The organism is Bacillus pseudomycoides DSM 12442 (genome assembly GCF_000161455.1).
Lineage (GTDB): Bacteria > Bacillota > Bacilli > Bacillales > Bacillaceae_G > Bacillus_A > Bacillus_A pseudomycoides.
Window position 1 is genome coordinate 3,644,414 of record NZ_CM000745.1, and the last position, 19,475, is coordinate 3,663,888.

The window sequence follows — 19,475 nt, forward strand, 5'->3', positions numbered from 1 at the left end:
ATGCGAATGCTGAACCATAAGAGAATAAAAGAAAATATGGCAACGCGTTTTTGGAAGGATCAAATATATAAGTCAATTTCTTATATGACAATGCTATTTTCTATTTGCATACTAATTTTATTACTTTATCAAATCTTTGAAAAAGGTATAAGTTATCTTTCGATAGATTTTTTTATGAACTTTGCTTCGCGTAATCCAAAGCAAGCTGGTATTGCAGCTGCATTGTCAGGAACAATTGTATTTATGAGTATAGTAGTACCAGTTTCCTTTATATTTGGAGTAGGTACAGCTCTTTATTTAGAGCATTATGCAAGACAATCTGTATTCACAAGAATCGTAGAATTAAATATTCAAACATTAGCGGGGGTGCCATCTGTTGTGTTTGGATTGCTTGGTTTAACAATTTTTGTATATGGTCTTCAGTTAGGTGAGAGTATAGTAACAGCAGCGTTTACGATGAGTCTTCTTGTGTTACCAACTGTTGTTGTGTCGAGTCAAGAAGCAATTCGTATGGTGCCAAGCTCTTTGTTAGAAGCCTCATATGGTGTCGGTGCTACAAAATGGCAAACAATGTATCAAATTGTAGTGCCAACTGCCTTGCCAGGAATTTTAACGGGATGTGTTTTGGCTTTATCGAGGGCAATCGGAGAAGCGGCACCATTATTAGTCATTGGGGCGCTTGCTTTTGCTAATTATATTCCGCTTAACATGTTTGATAGATTTACAGTTTTACCGATTCAAATTTTTAATTGGATGAGTAGACCGCAAGAGGAGTTTCAGCATGTAGCAGCAGCCGGTATGATCGTTTTATTAGGATTGTTGCTCATTATAAATGTGGTTGTCTTATGGTTGAGAAATCGTAAGTAGTGGATGAAAGGGGAATTCAAAATGGTAGCAACAGTAGTAAATGTACAGGTGAAAAATGAAGAGAAAATTGAGTCAGCAACGAAGAAGGTTGTATTCGATACAAAAAATTTAAATTTATGGTATGGAGAAGATCATGCATTAAAAGATGTTAATTTAAGTATTCATGAGAATGAAGTAACAGCAATTATTGGACCGAGTGGTTGCGGAAAATCAACATATTTAAAAACGTTAAACCGTATGGTAGAGCTAGTACCTATCGTTCGCACAACGGGAGTAATTGAATATCGAGATCGAAATATTTTTGATAAGTCATATCCTGTTGAAGAATTACGTACGCATGTTGGAATGGTGTTCCAAAAGCCAAATCCATTTCCGAAATCTATTTATGAGAATGTTGCCTATGGTCCAAAGATTCATGGTATTCGTGATAAGAAGACACTTGATGCAATTGTTGAAAAAAGTTTACGTGGTGCAGCGATTTGGGATGAATTAAAAGATCGATTACACGATAATGCATATGGTTTATCTGGTGGACAACAACAGCGTTTATGTATCGCGCGTTGTTTAGCGATTGAACCGGATGTAATCTTAATGGATGAACCGACATCAGCATTGGATCCGATTTCTACATTGAAAGTTGAAGAATTGATTCAAGAGCTAAAGAAAGATTTTAGTATTGTAATTGTGACGCATAATATGCAACAAGCGGCACGTATCTCTGATAAAACAGCGTTCTTCCTAAGCGGTGAAGTTGTTGAATATACAGATACAAACAAATTATTCACTACTCCTACAGATAAACGAACAGAAGATTATATCACGGGACGATTTGGTTAATGTTTTTGGGAGTAAAAGCCCCTTTATAAGGGGCTTTTATCATTTTATCAAAAATCAAGTAAGAAAACTCCCCGCTCAAGGACTATGCTCAGCACAGTCCTTGAGCGGGGAGCTGAATTGCTAGTAACCGCATTCTTGTACGCTTTGTACAATATATTAAAAAAGTGGTTCCAAAGGCGTTTGCCAATGAAATAGAGGGGTTGTGCTATCAGGTAACTGTGTCAGCTCCACTCGTGTTACGCATCTGTTAGAGGAGACACACGAGAAACTCCCACTTCAAGATCCAAAGGAGCTAAGTGGCGGGAGTTTTCATATATGTAACAGCTAAAGGGGGAAACAACATGGTAAGGGAGCAATTTCATTATGATTTACACACATTGCAGCAAAAGGTAATTGAACTTGGAGAATTGGCAAGAGAAGCCCTTTCTTGTTCTATGGAAGGGCTTCAGAAGAAAGATGTAGAAAAAGCGCTAGAAGTCATTGATGGTGATTACCGTATGGATAATTTAGAAGAAGAAATTAATGACCTTGCACTTATGCTAATTACAAAACAGCAACCTGTTGCAAGCGATCTGCGAAGAATTTTTGTTTCGATTAAGACAGCAACAGATTTAGAACGTATTGCAGATCATGCCGTAAATATTGCTAAATCAACAATTCGGCTCGGAGAAAAAGATGTATCTGTTAGCTTGCATAGTCTAGAACAAATGTTTACGATTGCCATGGATATGTTAAATTTATCGTTAGAAGCATATCAAGAAGAAAATTTAACTTCTGCAAAACAAATTGCGGAAATGGATGATTCTGTTGACGAAATATACGGGAGAGCGATTCGTGAATTTATTTCCTCTATCCCTGAACATCCTGAAGCGATTACGCAAATTACACAATTATCTTTTATTGCACGTTACATTGAGCGTGTAGCAGATCACATTACGAATATTGCCGAGAATGTTTTTTACTTGGTGAAAGGAAAACATTATTTATTAAATGAATAGGAAAAAATGTTAGCAAGTGATGGAATATCACTTGCTTTTTTAGTCAAAACATGACAAAAAAAGCTCGTTGTCTTGTCCTCTCTATGATGATAAGATGTATCATAATATGATATGGAATAATATAGGAAGCGATTGTTTATCCTGTAAAAAACTCGATTGGTGAAGGTAGACACTCAGTGAAAGACAAGGAAAAACGCCACTGATTAAAATTTCACAGTATTAAGCTATAAAGTAAGCGCTTACCAATGTGGTTCAGTGAAGTGAAAAGGTTAATTTCTACATAAGTGACATACATATGATATACAAGGTCGTTCAACATTATAAACGTGGAGGATGAATGTATATGAAGGGGGTTATTTTAGCTGGAGGAAAAGGAAGGCGTCTTAGACCGTTAACATGTAATCTTCCAAAGCCAATGTTACCATTACTTGAAAAACCAGTGATAGAATACAATATTGAGTTACTAAGGCAGCATGGTATTCATGAGATTGCAATTACAGTTCAATATATGAGTACGGCAATTAGGCGGTATTTTGGTGATGGAAGTAAATGGGGAGTGAAGTTGCAATATTTCGAAGATTCGCCGCCGCTTGGTACGGCAGGAAGCATTAAACAAGCAGAAGCGTTTTTAGATGAGCCATTTGTTGTAATTAGTGGAGATGCATTGACGGATTTTAATTTATCGAAAGGAATTGAATTCCATCAATGCAGGAATAGACTGGTCACAATGTTTGTAAAGGAAGTGGAAAACCCACTATCATTTGGTTCAGTCGTTATGAATAGAGAGCATGAAATTATACGTTACATGGAAAAACCGAGTTGGAACGAAGTGATTTCAAATATTGTAAATACAGGCATTTATATTATGGACCCCGAAATTTTTTCTTATATTTCATCAGCGCAGTTTTTTGATTTTAGTCACCATGTCTTTCCTTTGCTGGAAAATAAAAAAGCACTCTTTGGATATGTAGCGCAAGGCTACTGGTTAGATATTGGTACATTAGATCAATATCGGCAGGCTCATTTTGACTTACTTACAAAGAAAGTACAGGTACCCATTTCTTATACGGAAGTACTACCGATGGTTTGGATGGGAGAAGGGGTAACTATTGAAAAGGGAACAAAAATTCACGGTCCATCTTTTATCGGAGAAGGAGTGTCCATCGGAGCGGGGGTAATAATTGAGCCATATTCAATTATCGGTAAGTGCAGCACAATATTAGATCATACGCATGTCCAAAAAAGTATTGTTCTTGCCCATACGTATGTAGGAAAACGCTGTGAGCTATTAGAAGCGACCGTTGGAGAAAATGCGATGATTAAAGATGATGTAACTTTATTTGAGAAAAGTGTGGTAGCAGACCGTTGCCAGATTGGAAAAAATACAGTGATACAACACAATGGGAAAATATGGCCTAATAAAGTTGTTGATAGTCATTCTATTATTGCCTCGTCAGGAATTACTGAAAATGAAAAAAACTCAGGTTGGCTGCAAAAAAGCCGGGTAGTAGGTAGGGGTAATATAGAAATGACACCTCAAGTTGTTGTAAAAATAGCAATGGCATATGGCTCTCTTTTTTCAAAAGGGGAGCGTATATTGATAGGGGGATATGATGATGTAAAAGTTGATATTTTTAAAAAGTTATTTCTACATGCAATTCATAGTGTTGGCTTGTATACGATGGAATGTCAAGAAATGAACGATTCGGCCTTTCGGTATGCGATCAATGAACTCGAATGTGCAGGGGGCATTTTTATTCGCTTTGAACAAGAAGAAGGAATTGTCATTCAACTGTATGGTAAGGAAGGCATAAGGTTATCGTATAAACAGCAAAAAGAAATGGAACACTTGTATATGTCAGAAGCATTTCATTATGTATATGATAAAGACATAGGACGAAATGAAACGGTACATGTTTGTTTAGAGAAATATGTTGAATCTGTATTAGTGTATTTGGATATCGAAACGATACAAAAGCAAACATTTCACCTTCTTATTAATAAAAGAGATGAAATGTTTCAGTCCCTACTCATATCCTTCTTGCGAAAACTAGGTTGCACAATTACATGGGTTTATGCTAGTGAGCAAAAAGAACATGTTAAATTGTTAATGAAATCCAGTAGAGCTCATATGGCTCTTATGTTGTATGAACAAGGAAATAAATTTGAATTATATGATAATCATGGTGGGATTTACCAAAGTGCAAATTGTGAAGAAATCGATGTGCCTGATTTATTACTTGAGACGACAGAAAGTGTTTATCCATTATCGTTAAAATTAGGAGAGTGCTATCTTCTTTTTTATATGTATGGTGAACAAAGTAAGTTTCAGATGAGATGGCAGCAAGATATTTTATATCGGATTGGAAAATTATTCGAACTAATTGCTCGGCAAGGAAATACTTTGTCGACGATGTTAGAGCAATCACCACCCCTTTACTTATTATGTGATGAAGTTGTTTGCTCGTGGAAAGAGAAAGGGAAAGTAATGGGAATGTTATTGCAAGATATGGAAAAAAGAGAAGTCGAAGTATTAGAGGGAATCCAATTTAAATATACAGAAAAAGAGTGGTCATATATTGTTTCTGATGCAAAACATCCTAAATTTCTTGTATATTCACACGCGAGAAACCCAGTAATAGCAAAGGAAAATATGAAAACTCTTATAGAAAAAATTAGACAATATCAAAAGGTGTAGAATTTTTATTTTAAAAGTGGTATTATAGTATAGTCTGATTTAAGTTATTAGTGACTGGAGGGAAATAAGAATGCGTGTGAATATTACTCTAGCATGTACAGAATGCGGAGATCGTAACTATATCTCAAAGAAAAATAAACGTAACAACACGGAGCGCCTTGAGCTTAAAAAGTATTGCAAGCGTGACAAGAAGTCTACGTTACACCGTGAAACAAAGTAAGCAGTAGGAAATTTCCTACTGTTTCTTTTTTTTTTACTATGGTTATAACCCTTATTGAAAAGTGATGATACATGAAAAAAATGATAGACTGTTTACAAGAACATAATTCATTTTTGCGATTAATAATTATAAAGTAAGTAAAGGATCACTTTATAGGGGGAAAAGCGTGTGAAAGAGGAGAAGGTACGTTTACGTAAGAAAATAGTAGAGCAAATGAATTTTTTATCGAAAGAACAGCACAAAACTTTATCAGAACAAATTGTATTTTCTTTATATGAACAAAAAGAGTGGAGAGAAGCGGAAACAATCGGAATTACTCTTTCGATGGAACATGAAGTGAATACATATGTAATTATTGAACAAGCATGGCGAGAAGGAAAAAAAGTTGTTGTACCAAAGTGTAATAGAGAGACAAGAACAATGATCTTTCGTCAAATTACAAATTTTGATCAATTAGAAACAGTATATATGAGCTTGCGTGAACCAATTCCTGCGCTAACAGTAGAAACAGAAGCAAATGAAATTGATCTTCTGTTTGTACCTGGAGTTGCGTATACAAGACGAGGGGAACGTATTGGGTACGGCGGTGGTTATTATGATCGTTATCTGCTGCAGTATGAAGGGAAAACGTTATCATTAGCTTTTGATTTTCAAATTGTAAGTTATATTCCAACAGAGTCGTTTGATCAAAATGTACAAAAAATTATTACAGAAAAAGAAACAATTCTTCAAAATGGACTTGTATAGACAAATAAAAATTGACGAGACTTTTTCTTGTTGATTATAATAAAATATGTGAACGTTTTCTTATTATATTTCCATAATAAGTGGACATAGAGGGTGATGAAATGATATCAATTTATGATATTCAGCAATTGCTAAAAAAATTTGGAACAATCATTTATACAGGTGATCGAATCGCTGATTTACAATTAATGCAAGATGAATTGCGTGAATTAAATCAATCACAGTTGATTGAGCCAAAAGACTATCAAACAGCTTTATTTTTATTGAAACAAGAGATTCAAAAAGAGATGAGCAAGAATTAGATAAAGGTAGGTTAGCAAAAATGGAAGAAAAGTGGTTAGTTGGTGTTGACCTTGGCGGGACAACGATTAAATTAGCATTTATCAATGTTTATGGTGAAATTTTACATAAGTGGGAAATCCCAACGAATACAAGTGAGCAAGGCAAACATATTACATTAGATGTAGCGAAAGCAATTGATAAAAAGTTAGAAGAACTAGGAGAATTAAAGAGCAAGCTAATTGGTATTGGTATGGGCGCTCCTGGACCTGTGCATGTCGCTTCTGGTCTGATTTATGAAGCTGTTAATTTAGGGTGGAAAAACTATCCATTAAAAGATTTATTAGAAGTAGAAACAGGCTTACCTGTTGTGGTTGATAATGATGCAAACTTAGCAGCGCTTGGTGAAATGTGGAAAGGTGCTGGTGAAGGAGCAAAAGATCTAGTTTGTATGACGCTTGGAACTGGTGTTGGCGGCGGTGTAATTGCAAATGGTGAGATCGTGCACGGTGTAAGTGGTGCTGCTGGTGAAATCGGACATATTACAGTCGTAACAAAAAATGGATTTCCTTGTAACTGCGGGAAATCTGGCTGTCTAGAAACAGTAGCTTCAGCAACAGGTATTGTACGTGTTGCTATGCAAAAATTACAAGGTACAGATGAACCAAGCATACTTCACTCTATGTTAGAAGAAGAGGGACGTATTACATCTAAAGATGTATTTGAAGCGCTTGAACAAGGTGACGCTTTAGCGGAACAAGTTGTAGAAAAAGTAGCTTCTTATTTAGGGTTAGCTGTAGCAAATCTTTCTAGTACGTTAAATCCAGAAAAGATTGTAATTGGCGGTGGTGTATCTAAAGCTGGTGATGCATTGTTACAACCAATTCAGCGCTATTTTGCACAATATGCATTTTCTCGTGCTGTTAAGAGCACGAAGTTAGCAATTGCAACGCTTGGGAATGATGCTGGTGTAATTGGTGGAGCTTGGCTTGTGAAGAAGCATAAATATGAAGTTATGAAGTAAAAAGAATAGAATCAGTCAGGGCGAATCGGAATTAAGATGAGACTACTGGTATTTGCAAAATAATGAGAAGAGGAAGGGAGATCCCTTCCTCTTTTTTTATGCAAAATCTTGATGGGAAATAGAACTGTAAGTGAATTAATGAGCTGGTGGGTACCCGCTATAAAGGACAGTCATGACTGTAAACCAACCAAAAACAAGTACAGTTGCAACAGCAAAACCGCCTGCTAGTAAATTTTTTTCACGTAACGTTCTAAGGGTTGCGAATACAGCTAACAGAGTGACTAGCGCAAAAATGATAACAAGACCCATATATGATCCCCCTCTGCTCTCTCATTCTTTCGTTTGAGTTTTTGCAATATTTCTTCTTTTTTATTGTACATGTTTTAGAAATGATTGTCGAGATACCATCGTTTCTTTTCCTAAGGGGAAGAAATGTTGTATCATAAAAGTAAGTTCAATAACTGGAGGAGATTTAAAAATGAAATGGATACAAATGCCATTAGGGCCATTACAAACAAATGCATATATTTTAAGTAATGATCAAAAAGAATGTATTATTTTTGATCCAGGTAGTGAAGGAGAGAAGCTTGTAACGTATTTACAAGAAGAACAATTAAAGCCGCTGGCTGTTTTATTAACACATGCTCATTTCGATCATATTGGTGCAGTTGATGCTGTGAGAGATGCTTTTCATATCCCAGTATATGTACATAAAGAAGAAGTGGATTGGTTAGGAGATGCGACTGTAAATGGTTCGCAAATTTTTATGATGAATCGAAGTATTACAGCGAAACCAGCTGATCAAATTATTGAAGGCGAAGGAATGTTAACGATTGGATCTTTTACATTTGAAATGTTTGAGACGCCAGGGCATTCTCCAGGCAGTATTTCATATTATTGCAAAGAGGCAAATGCTGTATTTTCAGGAGATGTATTATTCCAAATGAGTATTGGTCGAACAGATTTACCGGGTGGAAGTTTTGCAGAATTAATTGGAAGCATTGAAGAAAAATTATTTGTACTGCCAGATGACACAGCAGTATTATGTGGACATGGTCCAGAAACAAATATTGGTTTCGAAAAAGAAAATAATCCGTTTTTACAATAAGGAGCTATATGGGGATGGAGCTCGTTTTAAGAAAATGGATGGAAAAAGAAAAGGATTATTCGATTTCATATAGTACATATATGAACCTTGCACTGTATGATGAGGAGTACGGATATTATATGAAAGAACGTGAGAAAATCGGAAGAAATGGTGACTTTTTTACGAGTAGTAATATTTCTTCGGTATTTGCAAGGACGTTCGCTCGTTTTTTTATTCGACTTGTCCAAAATGGAGAGATCCCCCCGAATGTTTGTGAAATTGGAGGGGGAACAGGGAGATTTGCTTATGATGTTTTACAGGAATGGAAACAGTTATCTCCAGTAACCTATGCAGAGTTACGATATTCTATTATTGAAGTGAGTCCTTTTCATAGAAGGTTGCAAAAACGTCAACTTGGTTCATTTCAAAATATTTCGCAGTACAAGTCCTATAAGGAATTAGGGGAGTCTTTTACAGGAATCGTTTTTTCAAACGAATTGTTTGATGCGTTTCCTGTTGAAGTGATAGAGAAGCGAGCTGGTATTTTGTATGAAGTTCGTATTACGTATACGGAGCAGCGGGAACTTACAGAAGTATTGCGGCCGTTAGAACAAGAAGTAATACGATGCTATTTACGAAGACATAAGATTGAGCTTTATGAAGGACAGCGCTTTGAAGTACCAATAGCAATGGAAACCTATTTACAAGAGATTATAGGATGGCTCAAGGAAGGCTTATTCATCACGGTTGATTATGGATATACAAAGGCGGAGTGGATGCATCCTGCGCATCATGAAGGGAGTCTAAGGGGATATTATGACCATAGACTCATTCAGAACCCTCTGCATTATCCAGGTGAAATGGATATTACAGCGCATATTCATTGGGATGAATTGAAGAAAATAGGAGAAGAAAGCAGTCTTCATACAGTGTGGCATACAAAACAAAGGGGGTTTTTACTTGCGGCAGGTATATTAGAACAACTTGTTAGTCATCAAGATTCCGATCCTTTTTCTGAGAAACAGAAACAAAATCGAGCGGTTCGTTCTATGATTTTACATGGGGGAATAAGCGATGCTTTTGATGTTGTTATGCAAAAAAAAGGAATGCCACATTTTGATTTAAAGCATTATTTACATATATAGAAAAAAACAAGACACAGAATGATTCTGCGTCTTGTTTTTTGATACGACTTTAGGATATGTAGTATTGTATATTTTCTCTCATGATATATATTTATATTAAAGATATGAGATGGAAAATATAGAATACGTCCTTTTTGTTTGGTTACCCCTAACCTAGTAATACACGAACAAGTTGGATAATTGTTTCATTTTCTACTTTGTAGTAAATTTCCAATCCTTTTCTTTCACTAGAAACGATTTTAGCGCTTTTTAATTTCGCTAAATGTTGTGAAATTGTGGATTGTGGCATATTTAATCCTGTGTACATTGTCGAAACATTGCTTGGACCGCGTTCGATCAATCCTTTTACAATACATAAACGAACAGGGTGAGCAAGAACTTTCAGTAATTCTGCATTATTTTCGTATAGTTCTAATTCCTTTTGAAAGGTTTCTAACATGTTTTTTCCACCTCCATGCGAGCTGTTATACCCATACTATACATACCAAAAATCTAAAGAAAAGAAAATAGTTGTTGCAGAAAAAATGTTCTAAAGTAAAGAAATTGTAAGAAAAGAGAACATGATGTAAATAACTTTGCAAAATTTGTACGTTTTGTAACACAGTATTTTTTGTTAAAAATCGTGAATATACAGATACATTTGTAACACAATTTTATCACGATTTTGTTATTCTTTCAATTAATATACAAAATTTTTAAAATAATAAGAAAAAGAGATTTTATATGTTTCTATAGAATATAATTTTGGATGAAAAGAAGGCATATCATAACATACATTTCCTAAAACACTTTCACTTTCCTGAAGGTTTACTGAAAAAAGATAAGTGGTGATGATGTGATACGATTAGCAAAAGAATCTGATGCTGAATCATTTATTGCTATTAGAAAGGAAATCATTTTATCAGCAGCTACGACAAAGTTTTTTATATCTTCTCCAAATAAAATACCTGATAATGTGAATAAAGAAAGAGAAAAAATATTGAAAAGTGTTGAGGATGGAAATCTTTATATAGTAAGTGAGATGGAAGGTGCAGTAGTCGGCTTTTTGATTTTCAATCGTTACAAACAAGAACACTTAAAACATGTAGGAACAATGGGAATGGGTATCAGAGAGGAATGTTGCAATCAAGGTATCGGTACCAAATTAATAAAATTTCTTGTTAATTGGGCTAAAAAGCAGAAAGGTTTAGAAAAAATTTGCTTAGGGATCGTTTCTGTTAATGATAGGGCTATTAAAGTATACAAACGTACTGGTTTTATAGAAGAAGGTAGACAACGGGAGCAAATTAAATATGAAGATGGTTCTTATGGAGAGGATACATTAATGGCTTATTATCTTCAATAGAGGGACTTTACCTAAGTGCATATGATGAGTTTATGGTGGTAAATCCTGAGTACCGTAATAAAAAAGGATAGACCAAGCGAATGTAATTTGCTTGGTCTATCCTTTTTTATAATGTGAAACATTTTATTTCTATATCAGATGGGAATTTTCTCATGCATTCACAGGTTCCTCTACAAAAGAAAGTGCATTTTCAAAATCGGTAATTAAATCATCTACATTTTCAAGGCCAACTGATAAACGGAGCAATGAATTAGAAATACCTCTTTCATCGCGTGCTTTTTGTGATAATGCTGCATGTGACATTTTTGCAGGATAGGAGAGGATGGATTCCACAGCTCCTAAACTTACTGCAAATACAGGAAGCTTGACTTGTGATAAAAATTTTCGCAAAGCATCTTCAGATTGTAACGTGAAAGATAAAACAGCACCGGCAGATTGTGCTTGTGAGTGCTGTATGTCATAGCCAAGGTGTGATTCTAATCCAGGGTAATACACATTCTGAATTTTCGAGTGTTTTTGTAAATAAAGAGCAATTTTATTCGCGTTTGTTGCTGAGTGTTCGAGACGTACGTGTAATGTTTTCAGACCGCGAAGAACGAGAGAGCAATCTTGTGGGCCTAATATAGCGCCAAATGCATTTTGCAGGAAGCCGAGTTTTTTAGCGAGTTCATCATCTTTTACAACTGCTAATCCAGCTGTAACATCACTATGACCGGCAATAAACTTTGTCGCACTATGGAGAACCACATCTGCTCCAAGTTCGAGTGGTTTTTGGAATAGTGGTGTTAAAAATGTGTTATCAACAAAAGTAAGAGCTCCGGTAGATTTCGCTAATTCGCAAACAGTACGAATGTCGGTTACTTTTAATAATGGATTGGATGGTGTTTCAATGTAAAAGACTTTTGTATTTGGTCTAATGTTTTGTTTTACTGCCTCTACATTTGTCATATCAACAAATGTATGTGAAACACCGTAACGAGACAGAACCTCTGTTACAATGCGATATGTTCCCCCGTATACATCTTCTGAAATGAGAACATGATCGCCTTGCGAGAGAAGGAGGAAGGCAGTAGAAATCGCTGCAATTCCAGATGCGAAGGCAAATCCTTTTGTTCCCCCTTCTAATAAAGCGATTATGTCTTCAAGTGCTTCACGTGTTGGATTCCCAGAGCGACTGTAGTCGTATTTTCCAAAGGTATCTACATCAAATTGATGAAATGTCGATGTATTATAAATGGGAACGTTAACAGCTCCTGTTTGTGAATCATGTTTATATTGGTTATGAAGTAAGAGTGTATCTAACGAATAACTCATATTCTTACACCTTCTTTTACATGTTTAATAGCTTGCTTTAAGTCTTGAATTAAATCATCCCCGTTTTCAATGCCAACGGAAAAACGGAGAAGACGATTACATACCCCGCGTGCTATACGCACTGCTTCTGGGATATCTGCATGTGTTTGTGTTGCTGGATATGTCATTAAACTTTCAACCCCGCCAAGACTTTCTGCAAATGTAATTAACGATAAAGATTGTAAGAAAGGATTTATCCATTTTTCATCGCGAAGACGAAATGAAATCATACCGCCCCTTCCTGGATAAAAAACATCGGTTACACCATTCTCCCCATTTAAATAAGAAACGATTTTTTTTGCGTTTTCTTCATGTTGTTTCATACGAAGAGCCAATGTTTTCATACCACGAATTAATAACCACGAATCAAATGGACTTAATACAGCACCAGAAGCGTTATGATAGTGGGCAAGTGCTTCGCAAAGTGTCTGACCTTTTGCAACGACAAGGCCGCTTAGTACATCGTTATGTCCACCTAAATACTTTGTTGCGCTGTGAAGGACAATATCTGCGCCTTCTGTTAATGGTTGTTGTATATAAGGAGTGTAGAAAGTATTATCGACAATTAGAAGTAGGCCGTGCCGTTTTGCGACAGTTGCGACAGCTGCAATATCAGTGACTTGCATTAATGGATTGGTCGGTGTTTCGATAAAAATAGCCTTTGTTTGAGAAGTGACAGCTTGTTCTATTTGTTTAATAGATTGTGTATCTACGTATCTACATCGAATATTCCACTTTTCCTCATGTTCCGAAAATAAGCGGTAGGTCCCTCCGTATAAATCTTCTGATACGATAAGTTCATCTCCAGAACGGAATAAGGAAAGAATAAGAAGAACAGCTGCCATTCCAGAACTACAGGCATAGCCTTGTTCACCTTCTTCTAAATCAGCAATTGCGCGTTCTAAAAGACCACGTGTTGGATTTCCTGTTCGTGAATAATCAAAGCCTGTTGACTTTCCAATTCCTTCATGACGATAAGCTGTTGAAAAGTAAACAGGGGGATTAACTGTTCCTGTTGTAGTTTCGCTTCGATTTCCGATTTGTGCTAGTTTTGTTTCGATTGTTGACATGTGAAATTCCTCCTTTATAAAAATAAAAAAAGCCTTCTAAGAAGAAGGCTTTCATGCGAATATAGTCTTCTTCTTATCTGTCAAATCTTTTCACAATTTGCTGGAATTAGCACCTTATTAACGAACGTGTTAATGGTTGCTGAGGTGTCATAGGGCCAGTCCCTCTACCTCTCTAGATAAGAATATTTTGTATGAAATTTTATTATGGTTTTAACTTTACAACAAAAGATAATTGAATTGCAACTTTATTTTAAACAATTTTCATTTTTCTGCTAATTCAATTGACTTTTAGTCTATCCCATGCTAAATTTATGAGAAAATTAACAAAGATTGTTAAAAGGTACACGTATTTCCTTTTAAAACATAGATGAATAATAAAGACAAACTCTTATTGAGAGCGGTGGAGGGAAAGGCCCTGTGAAACCCGGCAACCTTCAAACGAAATGTTTGAAACGGTGCTAATACCTGCAAAACAATTTGTTTTGCATGATAAGAGGAGGATTGATGATGTCCCCCTCTTCAAGATGAAGAGGGGGTTTTTATATTGATAGAAAAGAGGGAGACAAGTGAAAATTCTAGATTTAGTATCAAAAGGAATTGTTATCGGTGATGGCGCAATTGGTACGTTATTACATTCTCATGGTTTGCAAAGTAGTTTTGAAGAATTAAACTTATCTGATCCAGATCTTATTATATCTATTCATAAACAATATGTAGCTGCTGGGGCAGATATTATTCAAACAAATACATATGGTGCAAATGAAGCAAAATTACGCATGTATGGTTTGGAAAATCAGGTCACCCAAATTAATAAAGCAGCGGTTAAACTTGCAAAAGCAGCCGTAACAGATAAGAACGCCATTTTAGGGACCATCGGTGGGATGAAGCATATCGGGGCCGTTACAACGACTGATATGGAACGAGAGTTTATGCTACTTGAGCAAGCGGGAGCATTATTAGAAGAAAAGGTTGACGGATTATTATTAGAAACATTTTATGATGAGTTCGAATTGTTACATGCAGTGAAAGTATTGCGAAAACAAACAGATATTCCAATTATTGCACAGCTAGCGCTTCATGAAGCGGGCGCAACGCAAAATGGAAATGATGTAAATGGAATATTAACGCAGCTTTTAGATTACGGTGCAAATGTAGTCGGTTTAAACTGTCAGTTAGGACCGCTTCATATGACGGAAGCTTTTAAAATGATATCGATTCCTAAAAATGGTTATTTGTCGGCTTATCCAAATGCAGGCCTTCCAAACTATGTAGAAGGACGTTACGTATATGAAGGAAGCCCTGCTTATTTTGAAGAGATGACACCGAAATTTATTGAACAAGGTATTCGTTTGTTAGGGGGCTGTTGTGGTACAACGCCAGCACATATTGAAGGGATGAAGCGTGTAATTGCGAATGTAACGCCTGTTACAGAAAAACAAATTGTTCAAAGACAACAAGTAGTTCATATCCAAACAAAACGTGCTAGCACTCATGTTACCCTTGCAGAAAAAGCGAAGAAGCAAACAACGGTGGTTGTTGAACTAGATCCCCCAAAAACATTAGATACGCAGCGTTTTTTTGAAGGGGCAAGGGCATTGAAAAGAGCGGGAGCAGATGCCATTACGTTAGCAGATAATTCGTTAGCATCCCCGCGCATTTCAAACATGGCAATGGGGGCATTATTAACGAAGCATGATATTCCAGTACTGACGCATTTAACGTGCCGTGATCATAATGTCATTGGTTTGCAATCTCATTTACTAGGTTTATCGGCTTTAGGAATGGAAGAAGTGTTAGCTTTAACAGGTGATCCAGCGCGAGTGGGGGATTTTCCTGGAGCGACTTCTGTATATGATTTGTCTTCTATTGAATTAATTAAAATGATTAAAGAAATGAATGATGGTCGATCTATTTTAGGAAAATCCATTGGTCCAGCGACAAGGTTTTCTGTTGGAGGAGCTTTTAATCCGCACGTGAGACATTTAAAAGCAGCGGTGAAGCGAATGGAGAGGAAAATTGCAGCTGGTGCAGAGTATTTCTTAACACAGCCAATTTACGATGTAGCCTTAATTGAAGAAATATACGAGGCGACAAAACATTTAGAAAAACCAATTTTTATTGGAATTATGCCTTTAGTAAGTAAACGTAATGCTGATTTTCTTCATTTTGAGGTGCCAGGCATTACATTGCCTGAGGAAGTAAGACAGAGAATGGATGGGCATGAAACGCAGGAGTCTGCAATTGAAGAAGGAATTCGTATTTCTCAGGAATTAATTAATGCCGCAATGAAATACTTTAACGGTATTTATCTCATTACGCCGTTTTTGAAATATGAAATTACAGAAAATCTCGTTAAGTATGTGAAAGAAAAGCAAGACGTGAAAGAGGGAATCAACTGATGAGACCGATAGAAGAGAGATTACAACATGATATTTTAATATTAGATGGCGCGATGGGAACGATGATTCAGCAGGCAGATTTAACTGCAGAAGATTTTGGAGGTGAAGAATACGAAGGTTGTAATGAATACTTAGTAAAAACAAGGCCAGATGTTATTTTAGGTATCCATAAAGCTTACATTGAAGCGGGTGCGGATATTATCGAAACAAATACGTTTGGTGCTACGAATATCGTATTGCATGATTATGAGCTATCTCATTTAGATGAAGAGTTAAATGAAAGAGCGGCGTTTTTAGCAAAGCAAGCGGTAAAGGAGAGTGATAAAGAAGTATATGTAGCAGGTGCGATGGGGCCAACAACAAAAGCAATTAGTGTAACAGGCGGTGTAACGTTTGAAGAACTAATTGAAGCTTATACGAGACAAGCTCGGGGCTTATTACGAGGTGGCGTTGACGTATTGCTTGTAGAGACAAGCCAAGATATGCGTAACGTGAAAGCGGCGTATTTAGGGATTCAGGAAGCGTTTACGGAAGCAAATCATACGGTTCCGCTTATGATTTCAGGAACCATTGAACCGATGGGAACAACGTTAGCGGGGCAAACAATCGAGGCATTTTATTTATCAATTGAGCATATGAAACCATTATCTGTCGGATTAAACTGTGCTACAGGACCAGAATTTATGCGCGAACACATTCGTTCTCTTTCTGACTTATCAGAGTGTTATATTTCTTGTTATCCAAATGCTGGTCTTCCAGACGAGGATGGACATTATCATGAGTCACCGACTTCACTTGCAGAAAAGGTGAAACAATTTGCTAAAGAAGGGTGGATCAATATTATCGGTGGTTGTTGCGGTACAACGCCTGATCATATACGAGCGATAAAAGTTTCGCTTGAGTCCCTTGAACCACGTGAGAATCATGAACGAGAAGGTCACGGTATTAGTGGTTTAGAAGCGTTGCAATATGATGATTCTATGAGGCCATTATTTGTGGGAGAGAGAACAAATGTTATTGGATCAAGAAAATTTAAGCGATTAGTAGCTGAAGGGAATTTTGCAGAAGCTGCTGAAATTGCGAGGGCGCAAGTGAAGGAAAATGCCCATATTATTGATATTTGTATGGCGGATCCAGATCGTGATGAAGTAGAAGATATGGAGAACTTTTTGGCAGAAGTAACGAAAGTATTAAAAGTTCCGATTATGATAGATTCAACGGATGATAATGTTATGGCAAAAGCTCTCACGTATATACAAGGAAAAGGGGTTATTAACTCTATTAATTTAGAAAATGGAGAAGAGCGTTTTGAGAAAGTAACACCTCTTCTTCATAAATATGGTGCGGCAATTGTAGTAGGAACGATTGATGAAGAGGGCATGGCAGTTAGTGCAGAAAGAAAGTTAGAAATTGCAAAGAGAAGTTACGAGTTATTAACGAAGAAATATGGTATACGTCCATCCGATATTATTTTTGATGCACTCGTTTTCCCGGTAGGAACTGGTGATGAAGAATATATTGGTTCGGCAGCAGCGACGATAGAAGGGATTCGTCTTATTAAAGAATCACTGCCAGAATGTTTAACAATTTTAGGAGTAAGTAATATATCGTTTGGTTTACCGCCAGCTGGTCGCGAAGTGCTAAACTCGGTCTTTTTATATCATGCAACAAAGGCTGGGCTTGACTACGCAATTGTGAATACTGAAAAGCTAGAGCGCTATGCATCCATTCCAGAAGAGGAAAAGGAACTCGCAGATGCACTATTATTCGAAACAACGAAAGAAACACTAGAAGAATTTACGAACTTTTACCGGGTTGCTAAGAAAAAAGAAGCGGTCATACAAGAAACATTAACACTTGATGAAAGGTTAGCAAATTATATTGTAGAAGGAACGAAGCAGGGTTTACATGAAGATTTAAGTTTCGCACTAACAGAAGGAAGAAAGCCCCTTGATATTATTAACGGTCCGCTTATGATGGGGATGGACGAAGTAGGTCGTTTGTTTAATAACAATGAGCTTATCGTTGCTGAAGTATTGCAAAGTGCAGAAAGTATGAAAGCTGCTGTTGCGTATTTGGAGCCTTATATGGAATCTAGCGATAGTGCGAAAAAAGGAAAGGTATTATTAGCAACTGTAAAAGGTGATGTACATGATATTGGCAAAAACCTTGTAGAGATTATTTTATCAAATAACGGCTATGATATTCTTAATTTAGGAATTAATGTGCGCTCTGATCGCATTGTGCAAGAGGTAAAAGAAAAGAAACCAGACATTATCGGACTTTCTGGATTATTAGTAAAATCGGCGCAGCAAATGGTAGCAACTGCCGAAGATTTACAAGCGGCAAATATTGATATTCCCATTGTTGTAGGTGGTGCGGCATTGACAAGAAAGTTTACAGATAACCGTATTTCACCTTCCTATAATGGACTCGTATTATATGCAAGTGATGCGATGACAGGACTCGATCTTATCAATCAATTGCAAAAAGAAGAAGAACGAGAAAAAATGAAGCAGGATAAAAAAAATCGCCACATTCATGTCGTGAAACAAGAGGAGAAAAAAGTGGAGAAACCAGCCGTCATTGAACCGTTGCCGAAAGCAAAAGTTATGGTGCCGGACTCAACAAAAAGGGTTGTACTTCGTGATATTCCAGTTTCACATCTTGCACCATTTTTAAACAGGCAAATGCTAATTAGTCATCACCTTGGTTTAAAAGGAAATGTGAAAAAATTATTAAAAGAAGGTGATAAGAGAGCGCATGAGTTAAACAATTTAATTGATGAATTATTACAAGGAGGACAATCTTGGCTATGTCCAAAAGCTGTTTATCAATTTTTCCCTGCCCAAAGTGATGGACAAACTATTATTATTTATGATCCAGAAGATCGTACACGTGTGCTAGAGCGTTTTTCATTCCCAAGACAAGGGAAAGCTCCGTACCGTACATTAGGGGATTACTTACGTCCTGTCGGTGATGAAATGGATTATGTCGCCTTTTTATCTGTTACAGTGGGGCAAGGTGTGCGTGATATTGCGGAAGAATGGAAAGAGAAAGGGGATTATTTACGTAGCCATGCGATTCAATCGTTAGCGCTAGAGCTAGCAGAGGGACTCGCTGAAAAAACACATATGTTGATTCGTGATCGTTTTGGAATTCCGGATTCACCGGAGATGACGATGGAAGAGCGATTCCGTACAAAATATCAGGGAATTCGTGTTTCTTTTGGTTATCCAGCTTGCCCAGAACTTGCTGATCAAGAAAAACTATTTCGCTTAATTCAGCCAGAGGAGATTGGAATCTCACTAACAGAAGGATTTATGATGGAGCCGGAAGCATCTGTAACGGCAATGGTATTTGCTCACCCCGAAGCACGATATTTTAGTGTACTATAGTGTAGAAG

General features: G+C 36.7%; 17 protein-coding genes and 2 riboswitches. Of the genes, 13 read left to right on the forward strand and 4 right to left on the reverse strand.

Features of this window, described 5'->3' with window-relative positions; all coding sequences use genetic code 11:
- The 8 genes from pstA (at position 1) to glcK (ending at position 7,670) form a co-directional block, all read left to right on the forward strand.
- The gene (gene pstA / locus BPMYX0001_RS18520) at positions 1–867 is read left to right on the forward strand and encodes a phosphate ABC transporter permease PstA (protein WP_006096005.1); all 867 of its coding nucleotides are present in this window, start codon (positions 1–3) and stop codon (positions 865–867) included.
- 21 nt (positions 868–888) lie between these two features.
- Positions 889–1,704, forward strand: a complete 816-nt coding sequence (gene pstB / locus BPMYX0001_RS18525) for a phosphate ABC transporter ATP-binding protein (RefSeq protein WP_016116339.1) — start codon at positions 889–891, stop codon at positions 1,702–1,704.
- Between the two features lie 341 nt (positions 1,705–2,045).
- On the forward strand, positions 2,046–2,702 hold the full coding sequence (gene phoU / locus BPMYX0001_RS18530) for a phosphate signaling complex protein PhoU (protein WP_016116338.1): 657 nt from the start codon (positions 2,046–2,048) through the stop codon (positions 2,700–2,702).
- Positions 2,703–3,045: 343 nt separating this feature from the next.
- Complete coding sequence (locus tag BPMYX0001_RS18535) at positions 3,046–5,400, forward strand: sugar phosphate nucleotidyltransferase (protein WP_033799107.1); 2,355 nt, start codon at positions 3,046–3,048, stop codon at positions 5,398–5,400.
- A gap of 70 nt (positions 5,401–5,470) precedes the next feature.
- Positions 5,471–5,620: a 50S ribosomal protein L33 gene (gene rpmG, locus BPMYX0001_RS18540; RefSeq protein ID WP_001265618.1), complete on the forward strand. Its 150-nt coding sequence runs from the start codon at positions 5,471–5,473 to the stop codon at positions 5,618–5,620.
- 168 nt (positions 5,621–5,788) lie between these two features.
- A complete protein-coding gene (locus BPMYX0001_RS18545; protein ID WP_003200367.1) occupies positions 5,789–6,367 on the forward strand; it encodes a 5-formyltetrahydrofolate cyclo-ligase in 579 nt (192 codons plus the stop codon).
- Between the two features lie 101 nt (positions 6,368–6,468).
- Complete coding sequence (locus tag BPMYX0001_RS18550; protein ID WP_016116335.1) at positions 6,469–6,669, forward strand: YqgQ family protein; 201 nt, start codon at positions 6,469–6,471, stop codon at positions 6,667–6,669.
- Between the two features lie 20 nt (positions 6,670–6,689).
- Positions 6,690–7,670, forward strand: coding sequence for a glucokinase (gene glcK, locus BPMYX0001_RS18555; protein WP_006096007.1), 981 nt, complete (start codon positions 6,690–6,692; stop codon positions 7,668–7,670).
- A gap of 135 nt (positions 7,671–7,805) precedes the next feature.
- Here the strand turns inward: glcK and BPMYX0001_RS31175 are convergent, their stop codons facing one another.
- The gene (locus tag BPMYX0001_RS31175; protein WP_003200373.1) at positions 7,806–7,979 is read right to left on the reverse strand and encodes a DUF2759 domain-containing protein; all 174 of its coding nucleotides are present in this window, start codon (positions 7,977–7,979) and stop codon (positions 7,806–7,808) included.
- A gap of 169 nt (positions 7,980–8,148) precedes the next feature.
- Here BPMYX0001_RS31175 and BPMYX0001_RS18565 point away from each other — a divergent pair, with 169 nt between their 5' ends.
- Both BPMYX0001_RS18565 and BPMYX0001_RS18570 read left to right on the forward strand, forming a co-directional pair.
- Positions 8,149–8,778: an MBL fold metallo-hydrolase gene (locus BPMYX0001_RS18565; RefSeq protein ID WP_003200375.1), complete on the forward strand. Its 630-nt coding sequence runs from the start codon at positions 8,149–8,151 to the stop codon at positions 8,776–8,778.
- A gap of 8 nt (positions 8,779–8,786) precedes the next feature.
- Positions 8,787–9,902: a class I SAM-dependent methyltransferase gene (locus tag BPMYX0001_RS18570; RefSeq protein WP_006096008.1), complete on the forward strand. Its 1,116-nt coding sequence runs from the start codon at positions 8,787–8,789 to the stop codon at positions 9,900–9,902.
- Between the two features lie 148 nt (positions 9,903–10,050).
- On the opposite strand, the gene BPMYX0001_RS18575 is transcribed toward BPMYX0001_RS18570, so the two are convergent.
- The gene (locus tag BPMYX0001_RS18575) at positions 10,051–10,341 is read right to left on the reverse strand and encodes an ArsR/SmtB family transcription factor (protein WP_000894376.1); all 291 of its coding nucleotides are present in this window, start codon (positions 10,339–10,341) and stop codon (positions 10,051–10,053) included.
- Positions 10,342–10,737: 396 nt separating this feature from the next.
- On the opposite strand from BPMYX0001_RS18575, the gene BPMYX0001_RS18580 reads away from it, so the two are divergent.
- Positions 10,738–11,247 carry a GNAT family N-acetyltransferase gene (locus tag BPMYX0001_RS18580; RefSeq protein ID WP_006096009.1) on the forward strand — a complete coding sequence of 170 codons (510 nt, stop codon included), beginning with the start codon at positions 10,738–10,740 and terminating at the stop codon, positions 11,245–11,247.
- Positions 11,248–11,397: 150 nt separating this feature from the next.
- Here BPMYX0001_RS18580 and metC read toward each other — a convergent pair whose 3' ends face one another.
- Both metC and BPMYX0001_RS18590 read right to left on the reverse strand, forming a co-directional pair.
- Complete coding sequence (gene metC, locus BPMYX0001_RS18585) at positions 11,398–12,561, reverse strand: cystathionine beta-lyase (RefSeq protein ID WP_018765828.1); 1,164 nt, start codon at positions 12,559–12,561, stop codon at positions 11,398–11,400.
- The gene (locus BPMYX0001_RS18590; RefSeq protein WP_006096010.1) at positions 12,558–13,670 is read right to left on the reverse strand and encodes a methionine biosynthesis PLP-dependent protein; all 1,113 of its coding nucleotides are present in this window, start codon (positions 13,668–13,670) and stop codon (positions 12,558–12,560) included. Before BPMYX0001_RS18590 ends, metC begins: the two co-directional genes overlap by 4 nt.
- Before the next feature lie 70 nt (positions 13,671–13,740).
- A riboswitch (SAM riboswitch) is annotated at positions 13,741–13,853 on the reverse strand.
- Between the two features lie 202 nt (positions 13,854–14,055).
- A riboswitch (SAM riboswitch) is annotated at positions 14,056–14,166 on the forward strand.
- Positions 14,167–14,236: 70 nt separating this feature from the next.
- Here BPMYX0001_RS18590 and BPMYX0001_RS18595 point away from each other — a divergent pair.
- Both BPMYX0001_RS18595 and metH read left to right on the forward strand, forming a co-directional pair.
- Positions 14,237–16,069, forward strand: coding sequence for a bifunctional homocysteine S-methyltransferase/methylenetetrahydrofolate reductase (locus tag BPMYX0001_RS18595; RefSeq protein WP_006096011.1), 1,833 nt, complete (start codon positions 14,237–14,239; stop codon positions 16,067–16,069).
- Positions 16,069–19,467 (forward strand): methionine synthase, encoded by a 3,399-nt coding sequence (metH, locus tag BPMYX0001_RS18600; protein WP_006096012.1) that lies wholly within the window; start codon positions 16,069–16,071, stop codon positions 19,465–19,467. Before BPMYX0001_RS18595 ends, metH begins: the two co-directional genes overlap by 1 nt.
- Positions 19,468–19,475: the final 8 nt, after the last annotated feature.

Bases quoted from the DNA above. Each gene is read 5' to 3' on its own strand.
- pstA (WP_006096005.1), top strand. From the start codon at position 1: ATGCGAATGCTGAACCATAAGAGAATAAAAGAAAATATGGCAACGCGT.
- pstB (WP_016116339.1), top strand. From the start codon at position 889: ATGGTAGCAACAGTAGTAAATGTACAGGTGAAAAATGAAGAGAAAATT.
- phoU (WP_016116338.1), top strand. From the start codon at position 2,046: ATGGTAAGGGAGCAATTTCATTATGATTTACACACATTGCAGCAAAAG.
- BPMYX0001_RS18535 (WP_033799107.1), top strand. From the start codon at position 3,046: ATGAAGGGGGTTATTTTAGCTGGAGGAAAAGGAAGGCGTCTTAGACCG.
- rpmG (WP_001265618.1), top strand. From the start codon at position 5,471: ATGCGTGTGAATATTACTCTAGCATGTACAGAATGCGGAGATCGTAAC.
- BPMYX0001_RS18550 (WP_016116335.1), top strand. From the start codon at position 6,469: ATGATATCAATTTATGATATTCAGCAATTGCTAAAAAAATTTGGAACA.
- glcK (WP_006096007.1), top strand. From the start codon at position 6,690: ATGGAAGAAAAGTGGTTAGTTGGTGTTGACCTTGGCGGGACAACGATT.
- BPMYX0001_RS31175 (WP_003200373.1), bottom strand. From the start codon at position 7,979: ATGGGTCTTGTTATCATTTTTGCGCTAGTCACTCTGTTAGCTGTATTC.
- BPMYX0001_RS18565 (WP_003200375.1), top strand. From the start codon at position 8,149: ATGAAATGGATACAAATGCCATTAGGGCCATTACAAACAAATGCATAT.
- BPMYX0001_RS18570 (WP_006096008.1), top strand. From the start codon at position 8,787: ATGGGGATGGAGCTCGTTTTAAGAAAATGGATGGAAAAAGAAAAGGAT.
- BPMYX0001_RS18575 (WP_000894376.1), bottom strand. From the start codon at position 10,341: ATGTTAGAAACCTTTCAAAAGGAATTAGAACTATACGAAAATAATGCA.
- metC (WP_018765828.1), bottom strand. From the start codon at position 12,561: ATGAGTTATTCGTTAGATACACTCTTACTTCATAACCAATATAAACAT.
- BPMYX0001_RS18590 (WP_006096010.1), bottom strand. From the start codon at position 13,670: ATGTCAACAATCGAAACAAAACTAGCACAAATCGGAAATCGAAGCGAA.
- metH (WP_006096012.1), top strand. From the start codon at position 16,069: ATGAGACCGATAGAAGAGAGATTACAACATGATATTTTAATATTAGAT.